Raw genomic sequence first — 17,575 nt, 5'->3', positions numbered from 1 at the left:
ATGAACACTCTCAAACGAATCGATCCGCGCCGGCCGTTCACCATCACGGCGGATGGCCTCAGGCGCATCACGCTCGGTGCGACCGGCGTGGCCGGGTCGGCGGACTTCGCGGCGGCTGGCTCGGCGGGCCATCATCGCGAGCAGGCCAAGCCGCGCCGCACGAGCGCGACGCCGCAGCGCGTGTTGCTGGTCGCCGCCCATGCGGACCGCGGCGCATTGGACGATCACGCGCGTCAAACGCTGGCCGCCGCCGCATTGATCGCGGACGCAACCACCGAAGTGGTGCTGCTGGTATTCGGCGAGTTCACCGGCGAGGCCGCCGCGCTCGGCATGCTCGGCGTGGATAAGCTGATCGAATTGCCGATGTTCGACCGCCGCAAGTTCGCGCCGATCGACGAATTGAACGCGTTGGCCGCGTGCGTCGCGGCGTATGCGCCGGTCCATATTTTCCTGCCCGACAATGCGACCGGCGACGGCGACCTCGGCCGCCGCTATGCGGCTGCCGCCAATGCGAGCGTCGCAACGCATGTGGTGGAGATCGATGCCACGCACGTCGCGGCTTATGTGCGGGCGAATACCACTTTCGCCGCGCGCTCGCTGCCCGAAGTGGTGCTGCTCGCGCCGAACGCCGTCGATCCGAAATTGCCGTTTGTCGGCGCGGGCGAGCGGGTTGTGTGGCGCGTCGATGGCGAGCCGGTTTCGTCCAAAGGCGCCGTGCGCGACCTCGGCATCGAGGAAATCGATGCCGCGCAACTGGCGCTCGAAGAAGCGGATTTCATCGTCTCGGCGGGCAACGGCGTGAGCGACGTTCCCGCGTTCGAGCGTCTCGCGTCCACCTTGGGCGCGGCGATCGGCGCAAGCCGCGTGGCCGTCGACGACGGCAAGTTCACGCGCGACAAGCAGATCGGCGCGACGGGCAAGACGGTCGAGGCGAGCGTCTATATCGCGTTCGGCATTTCGGGCGCGGTGCAGCATCTGCAAGGCATCAAGGATTGCCGTCACGTGATCGCGGTGAATCTCGACGCCAGCGCGCCGATCGCCAAGCGCGCGAATCTCACCGTGATCGCCGACGCCCAGGAAACCATCGCCGCGCTGAACGAAGCCGCATCCGCGGCGCGCACGGCGCGCGGAACCGGCGCGGCCTTATTGAACTCGACGGCACCTGCCGAGGGAGCGCTCGCATGAAGATCGCCGTACTGGTTTCCGTGGGCCGTCATCCGGTGAGCGGCGCCGCGCGCTACAGCCGCAACGACGCCGCCGCGCTGACAATGGCGCTCTCGCTCGCGAAAGCGCACAACGCGACACTCGACGTGCTACATGCGGGCGATCCGTCGAATCCGGCGCTCAACGAATATCTCGCGCTCGGCGCGCGCTCGGTCGAAGTGCTCGAATTGCCGGCGACGCCTGAAGTTCAGGCCGACGCCGCCGCGCCGCTTGCCGCGCGTCTGCGAGGTTACGACCTGGTGCTGACCGGCACGCGTGCCGAAGGCGCATTCGACAGCGGCATGCTGCCGTATCGCGTCGCTCATGCGCTGGAGATGCCGCTCATCGGCGCGGCGGTCGATCTGACCTTGCGCGACGGTTGCGCCGAAGTCCGGCAATTCATGCCGAAGGGTTTGCGCCGGCGCGTCGAGGTGCAACTGCCTGCCTTGATCGCGGTGCATCCGATGGCCAACGCCGTGCCGAAGTATGCGTATGCAAGGCTGCGTGAAGGCACGATCCGCCCGGTCGCCACGCATAGTGAAAGCAACCCTCACGACCCCGACTCCCTGGCCTGGACAGTTCGCCCGGCCAGCGCCAAACCGGTGCGCCTCGCCGCCGCCGAAAAGCGCTCCGGCCACGCCCGCATGCTCTCGGCAACGACGACCGAAAGCCGCGGCGGCAGCGTCGTAATTGAGGGGAGTTCCGTCGAAAAAGCACAAGTGATACTCGCGTATTTGCGCGAGCATCAACTCGTGGATTACTGATTTCTCATTCAGGCCAGCGCGCGACCAGGAGGGCCTGGCGCGGCACCAGACGTGATACGCAACGGAGCACACAATGAAAGTTTCCGCAGACGTTCGCGCAATGATCGAACGCCGCAAGAAGAATCACACGCTGGAAGCGCCGTTCTATACGAGCGAGGATATTTTCGCGCTCGACATGGACGCGATCTTCCGCCAGCACTGGATTCAGGTCGCAGTGGAGCCGGATGTGCCGGAACCGGGCGACTACATCACGGTGGAAATCGGTCACGATTCGATCCTGATCGTGCGCGACGACGACATGCAGGTGAGGGCGTTTCACAACGTCTGCCGCCACCGCGGGTCGCGGCTGTGCAACAGCGAGAAGGGTTCGCTCGGCAATATCGTCTGCCCGTATCACAGCTGGACGTATAGCCTGACCGGCGATCTGATGTACGCCGAGCACATGGGCGATCAGTTCGACCGCTGCAAGCACAGCCTGAAGTCCGTGCACCTGGAAAACCTCGCGGGCCTGATTTTCATTTGCCTCGCGGAACATCCGCCGGCCGACTTCGCCGTGGTGCGCGCCGCGATGGAACCGTATCTGCTGCCGCACGATCTGCCGAGCTGCAAGATCGCGGCGTCGATCGACATCATCGAGGAAGGCAACTGGAAGCTCACGATGGAGAACAACCGCGAGTGCTACCACTGCGTCGCGAACCATCCCGAGTTGACGATTTCGCTCTATGAATACGGCTTCGGCTATCAGCGTACGCCGGCCAACGAGGAAGGCATGGCCGCCTTCGAGGAAACGGTGGCGCGCCGCACCGCGCAGTGGGAGGCGATGAATCTGCCTTCAGCGGAAATCGAACGGCTCGCCGATCTCGTCACGGGTTTCCGCACGCAACGCTTGCCGCTCGATCGCGACGGCGAATCGCAGACACTCGACGCGAAGGTCGCCTCGAAGAAACTGCTCGGCGGTTTCGAGCAAGCCGACCTCGGCGGCCTGTCGTTCTGGACGCAGCCGAATTCATGGCATCACTTCATGAGCGACCATATCGTGAGCTTCTCGGTGATTCCGCTGTCCGCCGGCAAGACGCTCGTGCGCACCAAGTGGCTCGTGCACAAGGACGCGCGCGAGGGCATCGACTACGACGTGAACAACCTCACGGCCGTGTGGCGCGCGACGAACGATCAGGACCGCGCGCTCGTCGAATACTCACAGCGCGGCGCGACGAGCAGCGCCTACGAGCCGGGTCCGTATTCGCCGTTCACCGAGGGCCTGGTCGAGAAGTTCTGCGAGTGGTACATCGGCCGCATTGCCGATTACGACAACGCACCCCAAACCAGCGACGCGGGCAATACCGCGCCGCTACCGCACGGCGAAAAAGTCGTGTCGTTCAAGCGCTGAGCGCAATACCGCAACCAGGAGCGGGAGAAAACAATGATGCGCGATCAGGCGACGTTTCAGCTCAGGACCGAGCCGGCTCCCAACCGCGTGACGCAACCGCGGTTCTGGGAGACGCTGCCGGCGCGTTGGAACAGCGATACCGACGACACGCTGGTGTGCTGCCAGGTTCGCCAGGAAACGCACGACGTCAAAAGCTTCTTCTTTCGCGCGCCGTCGGAACGCGCGTTCGTGTTCGAGCCGGGGCAGTTCATCACGCTCGAACTGGAGATCGACGGCGAGGCGGTGAATCGCTGCTACACGATTTCGTCGCCGCCAACGCGACCGCATACGATTTCGATCACCGTGAAGCGGGTGCCGGGCGGCAAGGTGTCGAACTGGCTCCACGACAATCTGCATGCGGGTTCGCAGGTGCGCGTGCTTGGACCTTCGGGCGAGTTCACCTGCGCGCGGCATCCGGCGCGCAAGTTTCTGTTTTTGTCGGCGGGCTCGGGTATCACGCCGTTGATGTCGATGAGCCGCGCGCATCACGAACTGGGTCAGGACAGCGACATCGTATTCGTGCACAGCGCGCGCACGCCGGACGACATCATCTTCGCGCGCGAGCTCGATCTGATTGCCTCTAACCAAGCGCATTTCCGCACGGCGTTCGTGTGCGAACGGCTCGGCGCGCGCACGAATTGGCCTGGCGTGACCGGCTTTCTCACGCTGCCGCTGCTCAAGCTGATCGCGCCGGATTTCCTCGAACGCGAGATCTTCACTTGCGGGCCCGCGCCGTATATGCAGGCCGTGCGCAATCTGCTGGACGAGGGCGGATTCGATCGCAGCCATTATCACGAGGAAAGCTTTTCGTTCGAGACGGTGAGCGAGGTAGCCGCCGAATTGACGACCGCGCATGTCGCGGATGCGTTGCAGACAGCCAGTGCCACGGTTGCCGCTACCGCGGAGACCTTTGTCGAAACGCGCGCACAGGCGCCGGGTTTTGCGCCCGCGCCGGTCGAGTCGACGGACACGAAATTCAAGGTGAGCTTTGCCAAAAGCCATCGCGAGATCGAATGCGGCAGCGGTCAGCATGTACTGGATGCGGCGAAGAAAGCCGGCGTTCGGCTGCCCGCATCGTGCACGCAGGGCATGTGCGGCACGTGCAAGGTAAAGCTGGTGTCGGGTGAAGTCGCGATGAAACACGCGGGCGGGATTCGTCAGCGTGAGATCGACCAGGGCATGGTGCTGCTGTGCTGCAGCAAGCCGCTCAGCGATCTCGTCGTCGATAAGTAAGACAAGAATCGGACCCGGATTTCGGGCGAGGTCGCATGCGGACAACTGCATGTCGGAAAACAACGTTACCCGGCCTTTCTGGCTGGCGATTCTAAATGCTCAATGGGTTGTTTTTTGGACGGCGAACGGGAGATGGCGATGAGACTGATCAAAAAGATATTGGTGTTGAGTACCTTGAGCGCGGCGCTGGCGGCAAGCAGCGTTAGCGTGTCGGCCGATACGAAGCCGACCATCAAGATCGGTTACGTGGAAGGCTGGGACGACAGCGTGGCGACGTCCAACGTGGCTGCGCGCGTGATCGAAAAACGCCTCGGTTATCAGGTGCAACTCGTGCCGGTCGCGGCCGGCGTGATGTGGCAAGGCGTGGCGCGCGGCGATCTGGACGCGACGCTCTCCGCGTGGCTGCCGGTCACGCACGGTGCGTACTGGAATAACTTCAAGGAGAAGGTGGTCGACCTCGGCCCGAACTTCAACGACGCGAAGATCGGTCTGATCGTGCCGGAGAATGCCGACGTGAAGACCGTGGGCGATCTGGAAGCGAAGAAGGCGGAATTCGGCGCGCGCATTGTCGGTATCGACGCGGGCGCGGGCGTGATGCAGAAAACCAGCGAAGCGATCAAGGCGTATGGGCTGAACTATACGTTGATGCCGAGTTCGGGCAGCGCGATGACCGCCGAACTGGCGCGCTCGGAAGCGGCGAGCAAGCCGATCATCGTGACCGGCTGGAAACCGCACTGGATGTTCGCGAAGTACAAGCTCAAATTCCTCGAAGACCCGAAGAAAGTATTCGGTGAAGCGGAGCACGTGGATAGCGTCGTGAATCCGGAACTCGAAAAGAAAGCGCCGCCGGTCGTCGCGTTCCTGAAGAAGTTTCAATGGAAGCCGGGCGAGATCGACAGCGTGATGCTGGCGACGCAAAACGGCGAGAAGCCGACCGCCGCCGCCGATGCATGGATCAGCGCGCATGGCGATCGCGTGGATAGCTGGGTGAAGTGATCGCCTTGTTCTTGTGAAACGGTTGCCGCTTTAAAAGAGCGGCAACTTCTAAAGAAAACGCCGCTTTTTAGCGGCGTTTTTGCTTATTCTCTGCTTATTGCAGCACGACGGTTCGATCGCCGTTGATAAACACGCGCCGCTCGATAAACGCCTTCACCGCTCGCGCCAGCGTGATGCATTCGACGTCGCGTCCCGTGGCGAGCAGCCGCTCCGGGCCGTAAGCATGATCGACGCGCTCCACCACCTGCTCGATGATCGGGCCTTCGTCGAGATCGTCGGTCACGAAATGCGCGGTTGCGCCGATCAGCTTCACGCCGCGCGCATGCGCCTGGTGATAAGGCTTCGCACCCTTGAAGCCAGGCAGGAACGAATGATGGATATTGATCGCGCGCGCCGCGAGCGCGCGGCTCGTTTCGCCGGAAAGAATCTGCATGTAGCGCGCGAGAATCATCAACTCGGCGCCCGAGGTCTCGAACAGATCGAGCAGGCGCGCCTCCTGTTGCGGCTTGGCGTCGGCGGTGATCGGCAGATGATGGAACGGCAGGCCGTGCTGCTGCGCAAGCGGTTCGAGGTCGCGATGATTCGAGCCGATGCCGACGATATCCATCTTCAACTCGCCCATGCGCCAGCGGAATAGCAAGTCGGCGAGACAGTGTTCGAGTTTCGATACCATGATGAGCACCTTCGGCCGCATGCCGACATCGTGCATGGCCCATGTCATCTGAAAGCGCTCGGCGATGACGGTGAATTCACGCTTGAGCGCCGCGATGTCCAGGCTCTCCTTGCTCTCGACGCCATGAAACACGCAACGCACGAAGAAGCGCTCGCTGAGGTCGTCGTCGAAAACGGTCAGTTCGTCGATATAGCAATGATGCCGGTCGAGAAAGCCGACAACGGCGGCAACCTGGCCCGCCGCGCTCGGACACGCGACGGTGAGAACCAGTTGATCGGGACGGGAATCGGCGGACATGCGCTCTCCACATAGACGATAAGGCGACGCCGCGGGGCGCGGCATGCATCATCGCAGTAGAGCAAATCCACCGGACGCGCGGATAGAAGCTAACCGCCGTCGCGCTGGAACGGGAACGTCAGGCGCTCATTCGGCGTCGAGTCCGCATTCGCCCAGCAGCCATTGGCGAAACGCGCTGATGACCGGCGTGGCCGTGCGCTGCGTGACGAGCAGATAGCCGCGCCCGGTGACGAGCGGCGTATCGAACAGTTCGACCAGTTGCCCGGTAGCGAGGAGTTCGTCGACGAGCGGCGCCCAGCCGAGCGCGACGCCCTGACCCATGATCGCGGCGTGAGCCACCAGGGTATAGCTGTTGAACGTGATGCCGCGATGCGCGGCGGGCGCGTCGAGGCTGTGCGCGGCGAACCAGTCGGCCCATGAAAGCCAGCGCGCCGGCTGAGTGGGTTCGAGATGCAGCAGCGGCAGATTCGTCAAGTCAGCGGGCGTGCGCAAGGACGGATGCGCCGCGACAAACGCGGGGCTGCACACGGGCGTCACGCGTTCGGGAAACAGCTTGACCACGCCGCGCGCGGTCCAATCCGAATCCTCGTCGCCGAATGCAATCGCAATGTCGGACTGCTCGTGCGATGGATCGAACACGTTCTGCGAGGTGATGATCTTCACGTCGACGTCCGGCATCAACGCCTTGAATTGCGACAGGCGCGGCATCAGCCAATACGTGGCGAAGCCGAAATCGGTTGAGAGCGTGAGCGTTTGCGGCGTGCGCCGCGCGCGAATCTCGGCGGTGGCTGCGCGGATCGTGTCGAGCGCGTCGTGCACGGCTTCGAAGAGACGCACGCCGTCCTCCGTCAGCGTGACGCCGCGATGGCCGCGCTCGAAGAGCGGCGCACCGAGCGCTTCTTCGAGCTGCACGACGCGCTGACTCACCGCCGGCTGCGTCGAACCCAACTCGCGAGCGGCCGCCGTGAAGCTGGCGAGCCGCGCGGCCGATTCGAACATCGTCAACGCCTGCATCGGCGGCAAGCGATCCTGCCTCGACATAACGCCCCCTTATAGGCACATAACGATTTGCCGTCTTCACAGCGGCGAATTGGACGGCAATAGTGCTGTTGCTGCCCGGCCTGATTCATCCGCTTGCAACGCCATTTGCGATTCTATTCGAGGCAAGTTCCAATGCTTGACACCAAAAAGAATATTCTTATTCTCATGGCCGACCAGATGACGCCTTTCGCGCTTGCCGCTTATGGGCATCGTCTGACGAAAACTCCCAATCTCGATCGCCTCGCGAAGCAGGGCGTGGTGTTCGAGTCGGCGTATTGCGCGAGTCCGTTGTGCGCGCCGTCGCGCTTTTCTTTTTTGTCGGGCAAGCTGCCGTCCGCGATCGGCGCTTACGACAACGCAGCGGAATTTCCGTCGCAAACACTGACGTTCGCGCATTATCTTCGCGCGGAAGGATATCGCACGATCCTGTCCGGAAAAATGCATTTCTGCGGCGCCGATCAATTGCACGGTTTCGAGGAACGGCTCACCACCGACATCTATCCCGCCGATTTCGGCTGGACGCCCAACTGGGACGATTTCGAAGCGCGCCCCACGTGGTATCACAACATGAGTTCGGTGATCGACGCGGGTCCGTGCGTGCGCACCAATCAACTCGACTTCGACGACGAAGTCACGTTCACGACCCGGCAAAAGCTCTTCGACATCGCGCGCGAGCGTCATGCCGGCAAAGACGCGAGGCCGTTCTGCCTGGTCGCCTCGCTCACGCACCCGCACGACCCGTACGCGATTCCGCAAAAGTACTGGGACATGTACCCCGACGAATGCATCGACATGCCCGCGTATCGCGATTCGTTCGACGAAGCCGATCCGCATTCGAAGCGCTTGCGGCACGTCTCTCAAACCGACCGCACGCCGCCGACCGACCAGCAGATCCGCAATGCGCGCCGCGCTTATTACGGCGCGATTTCCTATGTCGACGATCAGTTCGGCGCGATCCTCGATGCGCTCGAACAGGCGGGCCTCGCCCAGGACACGGTGATCGTCGTGACATCGGACCACGGCGAGATGCTCGGCGAGCGCGGCCTCTGGTACAAGATGACGTTCTTCGAAGGCGGCTGCCGGGTGCCGCTGATCGTGCATGCGCCGCAGCAGTTCGACGCGCATCGCGTGAAGGCGTCGGTATCGCATCTCGATCTGTTGCCCACGCTCGTCGAATTGGCGCGTGGCGAGTTGCCCGCCGTGTGGCCGGATTCGCTCGACGGACAAAGCCTCATGCCGCATCTGCGCGGCGCCGGTGGCGGGCACGACGAGGCGATCGGCGAATATCTGGCCGAAGGCGCGATAGCGCCGATCGTGATGCTGCGGCGCGGGCATTTCAAGTTCATCCACACGCCGGCCGATCCCGATCAGCTATACGACGTCGCGGCGGACCCGTTCGAGCGCGAGAACCTTGCCGCGCGCGCCGAATACGCGCTGCTAGTGGCGGCGCTGCGCGAGGAGATCGCGCGACGCTGGGATCTCGCCGCGTTGCACGAGGAGGTTCTGAAAAGCCAGCGCCGCCGTCACTTTCATTTCGCGGCCACGACGCAGGGCACGGTTGCGTCGTGGGACTGGCAGCCGCTGGTGGATGCGAGCCAGCGCTACATGCGCAACCACATCGATCTCGATACGCTGGAAGCGATGGCGCGCTTTCCCGCCGTCGCGCACTAGTTTGCCGCCCGGTGTTCCGCTCGATGTCCCGCTCATGATTCACCCCACCTACAGGAAGCCGACATGATGAAAAAGCTCTTGAAACAGGCCGTATCCGGCGCCGCGCTCTTCTGCGCCGCGGCCACTCTTGCTTCGGCCGCGGAGCCGCAGTCGTGCACGCAGGTCAACATGGCGGGGCCGGGCTGGACCGACATCGACGCGACCAATGCGATGACCGGCGTTGTACTGAAGGCGCTCGGCTACACGCAGAAGGTGGCGAACCTGTCGGTGCCGATCACCTATCAGGGCTTGAAGAAAGGACAGATCGACGTGTTCCTCGGCAACTGGATGCCGGCGCAAGCGCCGGTCGTCAAGCCGTTCGAGGAAGAGAAATCGATCGAGGTCGTGCATCCGAATCTCACGAACGCAAAGTTCACGCTCGCGGTGCCCGATTACGTGGCGGCCGCCGGCGTCCACTCGTTCGCGGACCTCGCGAAGAACGCCGACAAGTTCGACAATAAGATCTATGGCATCGAACCGGGCGCGCCGGCCAACCAGAACATCAAGAAGATGGTCGACGACAAGGCGTTCGGCCTCGGCAACTGGAAGGTCGTCGAATCGAGCGAGACCGGCATGCTCACGCAGGTGGAGCGCGCGGTGCGCGAGAAGAAGTGGATCGTGTTCCTCGCCTGGGAGCCGCATCTGATGAACACGAAGTTCAAGCTGACCTATCTCGATGGCGGCGACAAGTACTTCGGGCCGAATTACGGCGGCGCCACGGTCAATACGGTGGTGCGCAGCGGTTATGCCGCGCAATGCCCGAATGTGGGGCGCCTTTTCAAACAGCTTACGTTCAATGTCGATCTGGAAAACGGCGTGATCACCGAAGTACTGGAAAAGAAAACAGGCGTCGACGTCGCGGCCACCGAAGCGCTCAAGCGTCACCCGGAATTGTTGAAGTCGTGGCTCGACGGAGTTAACACGGCCAGCGGCGCGAATGGCTTGCAAGCGGTGCAAACCGCCCTCGGCGTGAAATAAAGCGGCATTCGTGGCGGCAAGGTCGCCAGGCGACAGATTCATGTCGCATGCGGTTGATTCGCCATAAATCTGGACTCGTATTCTTGACCCGTCGAGGCAGGCAAGCCATGCGGATTGACTGCCTCGACGCCAGCTCCACTCCGTTTCAGTCAGTCCCAGCCGGTTTCGAACTGCCCTCATGCGAGAAACGCCGCGCGTCGAATACAACGCCCGGCAAGAATCGCTTCATCCAACGAAATACGCAGGCAAAGAGCAGGGGAGAATCTAGATGAAGAAGAGAAATGCCGCCAGTCTTTCGGGACTCGCTCTCGCGGCCAGCGCCGCATTCGCGCCCACGGCTGTTCATGCGCAAAGCAGCGTCACGCTGTACGGCATTCTGGACGCCGGCATCACTTACGTGAACAACGCAGGCGGCGCCCACCAGTTCAAATTCGATGACGGCATTTCGTACGGCAACCGGATCGGCTTCAAGGGCGTGGAAGATCTCGGCGGCGGCTTGCAAGCCGTGTTCGTGCTCGAATCGGGCTTTCACCTGGGCAACGGCCAGCTTGGATTCGGCGGCGCCGAATTCGGACGCCAGGCTTATGTCGGCCTGAAGAACTCGTGGGGCACGCTGTCGTTCGGCAATCAGCTCGACATGACCGAGGAGTTCGTCTATCTGTACAACATCTCCGCATGGGCGAGCGGCTACGCGATCCACCAGGGCGACTTCGACCGCATGAACGGCGACCGTCTGCCGAATTCGGTCAAGTTCCTGTCGAGCGATTTCTCGGGCTTCAGTTTCGGCGGCATGTATTCGTTCGGCAATACGGCGGGCGACTTCCATCAGAAAAGCGCGTGGAGCGTGGGCGCACGTTACGAGCACGGCGCGTTCAACATCGGCACCGCTTATACGCAGTTGAACAACCCGTACGGCATCTATGCGTTCGATCCGTATGCGATGATCGGCACGCGCAGTTTCCTCGGCCGGCCGACTGTTTCCGTCGATCCGGCAACCGGCGCGGTGACGGATCTGTATAGCTCGTCATCCTTTCCGGTCGATAAGCAAGGCGCGTTCGGCATTGGCGCCGCCTATACGATCGGCAAGCTGATGCTGACCGGCGACTTCACGTATACGACCATCAAGGGCCTGGGTCAGACCTCGCATATGCAGGTTTATGAGGGCGGCGCATCGTACAACTTCACGCCGGCGCTCGCGTTGTACGGCGGCTATCAGCACACGCGCTTTGAAGGCAATCACTGGAATCAGGGATCGCTGGGCCTGCATTACCTGTTGTCCAAACGCACGGACGTATATATTTCCGGCGACTATCTGCGCGCGTCCGATGGCGTGAACGCCGTGATCGGCTATAGCTTCGCGCCGTCCACGTCGAACACGCAGTCCGACGTGCGGATCGGCATGAAGCACGCGTTCTAGGCGATATTCATCGCTTTTGCGCGGGGGCGGCTTCCCTATCGAGGGGGCCGCCCCCGCGCTTTGCCGTCTTGCGATCCTTGCAATTCGCTTTCGCGACTCGCGCGTGGGCTTGCAAGAAATCATCGTCCATTCACCGCCCATTTCTCTGGAATACCCCTTGCTGTGTTGCTGGCGAGACAGCAGCGTGCATGCGCCTGCCGCGTGGCTTTGCGGCTAGTCGCATGGAACCGGCTTTGGCATGCGCGACACATCGCGTTATTCATAGCGAAACAGGGGGAGTGGTGGTAAGAAGAAAATTCAGCTTCCGCAAGAATGCCGGCGAGTCGTCGGTGGGAATCGACGTGCCCGTGCAAGCCAGCGATTACCAGATCTACGCGACCTACCGGCGCACGCCGAGCGGTGCGTTCATGGGCGACCTGAAAGTCGTGCGGATGATCGACGACCGCCTCATCTTCCCGTTCGACGGCGCGCCGCCGATCGGCCCGTTCGACACCGCCGGCGAAGCACGCGATAGCGCCAGGGCAAAAGGCGCGGAGATCGTCGCGGCGGATCTCGCGAATCCCGAAGCTTGAATCCCGAAACCTGAAGCCCGCGCGCGGTGAGTTCGGCCGCTCTCCGGGTTACTGTTCGTCGTCCAGCATCACGGACAGCGTGCCGGGTTTGCTTTGCACACCGGCCGTCAGATCGATCTCATCCGGCGTCATCGTCTGGATCGCGCTTACAAGCCGAGGTAAAAACGTCGCGCCGAAATGGGCGACGCCGCGCTCGCGCGCCGCGTCGCCGCCGTTGGCGAGCGCGCGCAGTTCGTTCAGCGGCAAACCCACAAACAGGTCCAGCGGATAGGGCGGGGCGGCGTCGCGGTCGCGGGCGGACCGTGGCGTTTGGGCGGTTTGCGGCGCGCGGATGCGCAAGCCGGGTTGCAGATGCGCTTCCAGTTCGAGCGTCACTTCATGCCGTCCGCTGGATTTGAGTGCCTCGGCGGCCTCGCTGCGCAGAAACGGCGCGACGGCTTGAAGCCGGGCGATTTCCTCGTCGGTGAGCATCATCGTGGTTGCCTCCGAATTGCGTGATGATCCACAGCACCGGCATGCGCCCGGATGCACGCATGCGGTGCGCGCCGGCGGACTCGTCCGGCGCCGTTGCCGGCGTCGACTGGCGGCGACGGCACGCCGTTCATGACGCGCCCGGCGGATGTCCTGGATCGAACACAAAGTTGCGGCGTCATTGCGTGGACGCAGCAAGGCGGATACCTGGCGGAGGTGGCGAGGCGGCGAGGCGCGGGCGTCTCGCGGCGAGGCTGACGCGGACGCGGACGTTTGCGCAGATCGAAAGCCGATCGCTCACCTTCCCGGAACACGTAGACGCGTAGACGCGGACGATACTTCGGCATAATCACTCCTACGACGAATTAAGGCAGACTGTGCGCCGGGCCGGCGCGCCATCTCGCGCGCAGCAGGCGAGGGCGGGGCAGCAGCGTCGACATATCCACTACAGGATTCAACGGGGAGCCAATCGTGACAACAGTGCCACTAGATGCCGTAACACCTGGCGATACGGCTGTGTTCGTGGCGCGACAGCCGGTCATGGACCGCTCCGGGCGCGTGGTCGCCTACGAGCTTCTGTTCAGGGATGGACCCACCGCGTCCGTGCGGATCGAGGACGAACTGCGCAGCACGACCGCGGTGGTCGAGCACGCGGTGGGCGCGATCGGTCTCGAACGGCTGGTCGGCAACAAGGCCGCCTTTCTGAACTGTCCGCACGACTTTCTGTTCTCCGACTACCCCGATGTGCTGCCGGCGTCGCGTTTCGTTCTGGAAATCCTCGAGTCGGTCGAACTGACGCCGGCGCTCTCGCGACGCTGCAACGAATTGCGAGGCGCGGGCTTCCAACTCGCTCTCGACGACGTCACGAGCATGACCGACGATATCCGCCGCTTTCTGCCCTCCGTCGACATCGTCAAGATCGACTGGCCGTTCGTGCAGCGCGACGCGTTGCCGGAACTGATCGGCCAGTTCAAACGTGCGGGCAAGGTCGTGCTGGCGGAGAAGGTGGAGCGCGCGGAGGACGCGGAGCTGGCCCTTCAACTCGGTTGTGATCTGCTGCAAGGCTATTATTTTGCGAAGCCGCAGCTAGTCAGCGGCAAGCGCTCGATGCCGCCGGTGAAGGCCATCCTTCACGTGTTCGAACTGGTCGGCAACGATGCGCCTCTGGGGAGTATCGCGCGCGCGCTAAAGGGCGCTCCCATGCTCATCACGCAGCTATTGCGGCTTGCCAACAGCAGCAAACAGCCGAACGGCAAGACCGAGCGTATTTCATCGTTGAAGCAGGCATTGTCGATAGCCGGCAGCCGCAGGCTCATGCACTGGTGCGGATTGCTGCTCTATGCCAACGCGGCCGGGCTTCCGGTCGAGGAAGACCCGCTTGCGCTGCTCGCACAGCGGCGCGCGCGTTTCATGGAAAAGGCGATCGACACGCTGGTGGAGGTTCCGGGTTCGCTGGCGGCCACCGCCTATCTCACCGGCGTGCTGTCGTTACTGCACGTTGCGTGTCGGATGGAATTGCCGGTTTTCGTGAATGAGTTGCCGGTTTCCGATGTCATCCGCAATGCGCTTCTGAACGGAGGCGGCGTGCTGGGCGAGTTGCTGTCGATTGCCGTGCTGCTCGAAGAGGGCGATGCTCAGGCGGCAATCGTCAGGCTCGAACGGCTCGGCGGCTCGGGCGATTCCACGCAATCGCCGGAGCGGATGAAGTCGTTCAGATCTTTGACCGGAAACGACATACGGGACATTCTTCAAATCTATCAGGGCAGATTGTGGTGAGGTGAGGTGCGCGTGCGGTGAGACCCGTCATTCGCACGCGCGTATCACGCTTCAGAACGTGCGGCGTAGCGTTGATTCTCCACTACGGCGCTCATTACCCGCTCATTACCATTTAAGCTGGCCTCGATCATTCTGCGTTTGAGTTTGAGGCGACGTGGACGCGTTGGCCTGCCCGAGCGCATCGGGATCGGAAGCGGAGTATTCGGGAGGATCGTCGACCGCGGCGTCGCCTGGCTGAACGGGATTCGCGGAATCGGCCGCGTTCTCGACGGCGGGAAGTTCGGTATTGGTAGACCAGGGCGGTATCCGGTCCAACGAGTCAGGAAGAGGGGCGTCGCCTGGCTTTTGCGGCTCGGGCTCATTTGCCGCGGTCATCTTTGGGTTGACGATTTTGGTCACGAGGAATCTCCACCATTGCATCATTGTTGGACTGAGGCGGCACGACTGCGGCATCGGATAGGAGCGCGGTCTATCGTGGATCTTTACTCGTTCGACCAGCGGTGTCACCTACCACAATTGATAGGTTGGATTGATAGGTGGAGAAGCTGAGCAGGCGACCGGTAAGGGAAAACAGTCACCGGCCAATGCGATCAACGAACTCAAAGCCATTACCAGGTACCTGTAAAACAATCAATGACTGATTTTTCTTCCTTTGTACGACAAGGCGCGTCGAGAACGTGGCTGTTTATTCGTGGCGCGATCCTTCCCGCGGCGCCGCATGGCTTCGAACCTGGGCACTCGAGGATGGTAGTGCCCGGCGCGTTCGCCGCGCACGGTTAAGCCGATGCTCGGCATCGGCATGTGGGCGATATCCGCATACAGCGGCCTCTTTCTGGCCGCCTTCGGCGCGGCAACGTTATTGCCTCTGCAATCGGAGGCGGTGCTGGTTGCGCTGCTCCTGAGCGCGAAGTATCCGGTCTGGGCGCTGCTGCTGGTGGCCACCACTGGAAACGTGCTCGGCTCGGCGGTCAACTGGCTGCTCGGTCGATACATCGAGCGGTGGCGTCACAAACGTTGGTTCCCTCTCTCCGACGACAAACTCAGGCGCGCGCAGCGTGCGTACCAGCGCTTTGGGCATTGGTCGTTGCTACTCAGTTGGGCACCGGTTATTGGTGATCCTCTGACGGTGCTCGCCGGCGTGATGCGTGAGCCGTTTCTACGTTTCCTTCTGCTGGTGCTGATCGCGAAAGCGGGCCGGTATATGCTGCTCGCCGCCGTAACGATCCAGTTCATCTAGCGCGCGAGCGGACGTACTTCCCGTTACTCTCGCATCACGTATTAGCTCCCGCTAGGACGATCCTTTCGTTTTCTCCATCCGCTGTGCGGCAACGCCGGCAACCGCGACGCAGCACCCGCCAAGGTCTTTTATTTATCTTCACGTGCGCTCTGTGCACACGTGCCGAGCACTGCTGTTCCATATCAGGGAAAGACACGCGCAAAACGTGTGCAACAGCATATTGCGCTAATCAGGACGTCCAAAACAACATATCCACGCATCGACGCGGGGCGTTTCGAAATCATCCGAAAAATGCAGGTGCTGTAATTCATCTGTCGTTTTAATAGCGGTTAGTTGAAAGGAACGACACACCTCATCAAACGGATCGCGCCATCGGTTGCATGGCGTAATTGCAGACTGGCGTAACGAAGGTCGCCCGGATGGTTCGAGCGTTCTTCACACCATCCAACAACGGAGAATCTTCAATGAAGCTGGCCGTCTCTACTCTTGCTTTCGTTACTGCGTCGATGCTGTGCACCGCGAGTGCAAGCGCCCATCAGATCTGGTTCGAGCAGTCGCCTAACAGGACAATGACGTTCTACTACGGCGAGTTCGACAGGAACATGCTGGAAGTCACGCCCGGAGGCATGGACCGCTTCAAGGCGCTCGCCGGCCAGTCGATTTCGGACTCCGGCGCGAAGCCGCTGGATATGAAACTGCAACGCGCGAGCTTTTCGGTAGCGCAGAAGCCGGCTAAAGGAGACTCCTTCGTCGCGGTGGACCATAAGTATCCGATCTTCAAGGTTCACGACGACGGCGCGACGGTCGATAGCTACTGGACCCCGGCTACGCGCTGGGTGGGCGATTTCAGCGCGCGCCAGCCGGAACTCGAACTCGATATCGTGCCGACGGGCGTGGTCAAGGGCAATGTCGCGCAGTTCCAGGTCTTCTATCAGAAGGAGCCGCTGACGAACAAGCCGGTCACGCTGTCGTCATGGGGTGGCTGGGACTATCTCGGCACCACGGACGGGGAAGGCAAGGTGTCGTTCGCGTTGCCGTGGAAAGGCACGTACGTACTCGGCATCGAGTACCGCGACCGTACACCTGGCGAGCGAGTCAACACCGAAGGCGTCACCGAAAAATACGCGGTCCGCGGCTTCAGTTCGACGCTCTCTTTCTATCAGCCGACCGGCGCCGAGCCGATGAAGCGCGCGCCGTCGACGCTTCCCGCGTCGGAGATCGCCCGACTGAACGCGAAGAAATAGCGTTCGGCGCGCAGCCTCCGCATCGCTCGCGGCGCTTTCAGCCGCGCAAACACCGCAACGCCCAATCCAACCGATATCCGACAAGGAGCATCGATGAACTACCTCGCCCGCATCCTGGCCGTCACCACCGCTGCGTTCACGATCAATCAGGCCGTCGCGCACGGCGTTCCTTTGCCGCAGCACGGCGGAATCATGGACGACGCCGGCCTCGTCGCCGTCGAAATGGTCGCGAAGAACCGCACCGTCGAACTGTTCGTCACCGACGATGACGCCCCGGTCGACGCCCGCAACATCAAGGGCGTGCTGACCGTCACATCCGCCAGCGGCGCGAAGAAGGAAACACCGATCGCCGCTGTCTCCGGCAATCAGCTTCGCTCGCAGGATGTCGAGGTGCCGCCTGGGTCGCGCGTCACCGCGTTGCTGACGATGGCCGACGGTACGACCAAGGTGAGCGCGCGGTTCAAGGTGCAGTGAAGCCGGGAACGTTCCGCGGGCGATCGATCGGCGCTCGGCGATGCTCGTCTTTCTTCAACTTCG

The 17,575-nt window shown here is 62.3% G+C and carries 17 protein-coding genes; 13 read left to right on the top strand and 4 right to left on the bottom strand.

The window, feature by feature from the left end; genetic code table 11:
- The 5 genes from ACTJLC_RS24800 (at nucleotide 1) to ACTJLC_RS24780 (ending at nucleotide 5,622) form a co-directional block, all read left to right on the top strand.
- Nucleotides 1-1,185 carry an electron transfer flavoprotein subunit alpha/FixB family protein gene (locus tag ACTJLC_RS24800; protein WP_310134112.1) on the top strand — a complete coding sequence of 395 codons (1,185 nt, stop codon included), beginning with the start codon at nucleotides 1-3 and terminating at the stop codon, nucleotides 1,183-1,185.
- Nucleotides 1,182-1,967, top strand: a complete 786-nt coding sequence (locus ACTJLC_RS24795; RefSeq protein WP_310134109.1) for an electron transfer flavoprotein subunit beta/FixA family protein — start codon at nucleotides 1,182-1,184, stop codon at nucleotides 1,965-1,967. Before ACTJLC_RS24800 ends, ACTJLC_RS24795 begins: the two co-directional genes overlap by 4 nt.
- A 73-nt stretch (nucleotides 1,968-2,040) precedes the next feature.
- A complete protein-coding gene (locus ACTJLC_RS24790) occupies nucleotides 2,041-3,354 on the top strand; it encodes an aromatic ring-hydroxylating oxygenase subunit alpha (RefSeq protein ID WP_310134107.1) in 1,314 nt (437 codons plus the stop codon).
- A 33-nt stretch (nucleotides 3,355-3,387) separates the two neighbouring features.
- The gene (locus tag ACTJLC_RS24785; RefSeq protein WP_310134105.1) at nucleotides 3,388-4,626 is read left to right on the top strand and encodes a hybrid-cluster NAD(P)-dependent oxidoreductase; all 1,239 of its coding nucleotides are present in this window, start codon (nucleotides 3,388-3,390) and stop codon (nucleotides 4,624-4,626) included.
- Nucleotides 4,627-4,764: 138 nt separating this feature from the next.
- Entirely contained in the window at nucleotides 4,765-5,622 is an 858-nt protein-coding gene (locus tag ACTJLC_RS24780) for a glycine betaine ABC transporter substrate-binding protein (protein ID WP_073431160.1), read from the top strand.
- A 94-nt stretch (nucleotides 5,623-5,716) separates the two neighbouring features.
- Here ACTJLC_RS24780 and purU read toward each other — a convergent pair whose 3' ends face one another.
- Together purU and ACTJLC_RS24770 are read right to left on the bottom strand one after the other, a co-directional pair.
- On the bottom strand, nucleotides 5,717-6,592 hold the full coding sequence (gene purU / locus ACTJLC_RS24775) for a formyltetrahydrofolate deformylase (protein ID WP_310134101.1): 876 nt from the start codon (nucleotides 6,590-6,592) through the stop codon (nucleotides 5,717-5,719).
- 126 nt (nucleotides 6,593-6,718) lie between these two features.
- Nucleotides 6,719-7,633, bottom strand: a complete 915-nt coding sequence (locus ACTJLC_RS24770) for a choline sulfate utilization transcriptional regulator (protein WP_310134099.1) — start codon at nucleotides 7,631-7,633, stop codon at nucleotides 6,719-6,721.
- A gap of 132 nt (nucleotides 7,634-7,765) precedes the next feature.
- On the opposite strand from ACTJLC_RS24770, the gene betC reads away from it, so the two are divergent.
- From betC to ACTJLC_RS24750, 4 genes are all read left to right on the top strand, one after another.
- Nucleotides 7,766-9,304, top strand: a complete 1,539-nt coding sequence (gene betC / locus ACTJLC_RS24765; protein WP_310134096.1) for a choline-sulfatase — start codon at nucleotides 7,766-7,768, stop codon at nucleotides 9,302-9,304.
- A gap of 63 nt (nucleotides 9,305-9,367) precedes the next feature.
- Entirely contained in the window at nucleotides 9,368-10,321 is a 954-nt protein-coding gene (locus ACTJLC_RS24760; protein ID WP_090518820.1) for a choline ABC transporter substrate-binding protein, read from the top strand.
- A 268-nt stretch (nucleotides 10,322-10,589) separates the two neighbouring features.
- A complete protein-coding gene (locus tag ACTJLC_RS24755; protein WP_073431103.1) occupies nucleotides 10,590-11,738 on the top strand; it encodes a porin in 1,149 nt (382 codons plus the stop codon).
- A 281-nt stretch (nucleotides 11,739-12,019) separates the two neighbouring features.
- Nucleotides 12,020-12,310, top strand: a complete 291-nt coding sequence (locus ACTJLC_RS24750) for a DUF6723 family protein (RefSeq protein ID WP_374709873.1) — start codon at nucleotides 12,020-12,022, stop codon at nucleotides 12,308-12,310.
- Nucleotides 12,311-12,358: 48 nt separating this feature from the next.
- Here the strand turns inward: ACTJLC_RS24750 and ACTJLC_RS24745 are convergent, their stop codons facing one another.
- Nucleotides 12,359-12,784 carry a hypothetical protein gene (locus ACTJLC_RS24745; RefSeq protein WP_310134093.1) on the bottom strand — a complete coding sequence of 142 codons (426 nt, stop codon included), beginning with the start codon at nucleotides 12,782-12,784 and terminating at the stop codon, nucleotides 12,359-12,361.
- Nucleotides 12,785-13,321: 537 nt separating this feature from the next.
- Here ACTJLC_RS24745 and ACTJLC_RS24740 point away from each other — a divergent pair.
- Entirely contained in the window at nucleotides 13,322-14,557 is a 1,236-nt protein-coding gene (locus ACTJLC_RS24740; RefSeq protein ID WP_083085648.1) for an EAL and HDOD domain-containing protein, read from the top strand.
- Between the two features lie 105 nt (nucleotides 14,558-14,662).
- On the opposite strand, the gene ACTJLC_RS24735 is transcribed toward ACTJLC_RS24740, so the two are convergent.
- Nucleotides 14,663-14,956, bottom strand: a complete 294-nt coding sequence (locus tag ACTJLC_RS24735; RefSeq protein ID WP_310134089.1) for a hypothetical protein — start codon at nucleotides 14,954-14,956, stop codon at nucleotides 14,663-14,665.
- Between the two features lie 400 nt (nucleotides 14,957-15,356).
- On the opposite strand from ACTJLC_RS24735, the gene ACTJLC_RS24730 reads away from it, so the two are divergent.
- The 3 genes from ACTJLC_RS24730 to ACTJLC_RS24720 all read left to right on the top strand — a co-directional run bounded on the left by ACTJLC_RS24730 (nucleotide 15,357) and on the right by ACTJLC_RS24720 (nucleotide 17,512).
- A complete protein-coding gene (locus ACTJLC_RS24730) occupies nucleotides 15,357-15,794 on the top strand; it encodes a YqaA family protein (RefSeq protein ID WP_114164744.1) in 438 nt (145 codons plus the stop codon).
- Nucleotides 15,795-16,258: 464 nt separating this feature from the next.
- Nucleotides 16,259-17,038, top strand: coding sequence for a DUF4198 domain-containing protein (locus ACTJLC_RS24725; RefSeq protein WP_310134086.1), 780 nt, complete (start codon nucleotides 16,259-16,261; stop codon nucleotides 17,036-17,038).
- Nucleotides 17,039-17,131: 93 nt separating this feature from the next.
- Nucleotides 17,132-17,512: a hypothetical protein gene (locus tag ACTJLC_RS24720; protein WP_073430230.1), complete on the top strand. Its 381-nt coding sequence runs from the start codon at nucleotides 17,132-17,134 to the stop codon at nucleotides 17,510-17,512.
- The last annotated feature ends 63 nt before the right edge of the window (nucleotides 17,513-17,575 follow it).

Origin of the sequence: Paraburkholderia sp. 22099 (assembly GCF_052045835.1) — a bacterium.
Lineage (GTDB): Bacteria > Pseudomonadota > Gammaproteobacteria > Burkholderiales > Burkholderiaceae > Paraburkholderia > Paraburkholderia terricola.
Note: the sequence above shows the minus strand (reverse complement) of the source record. Positions and strands in the feature narration are given on the sequence as shown.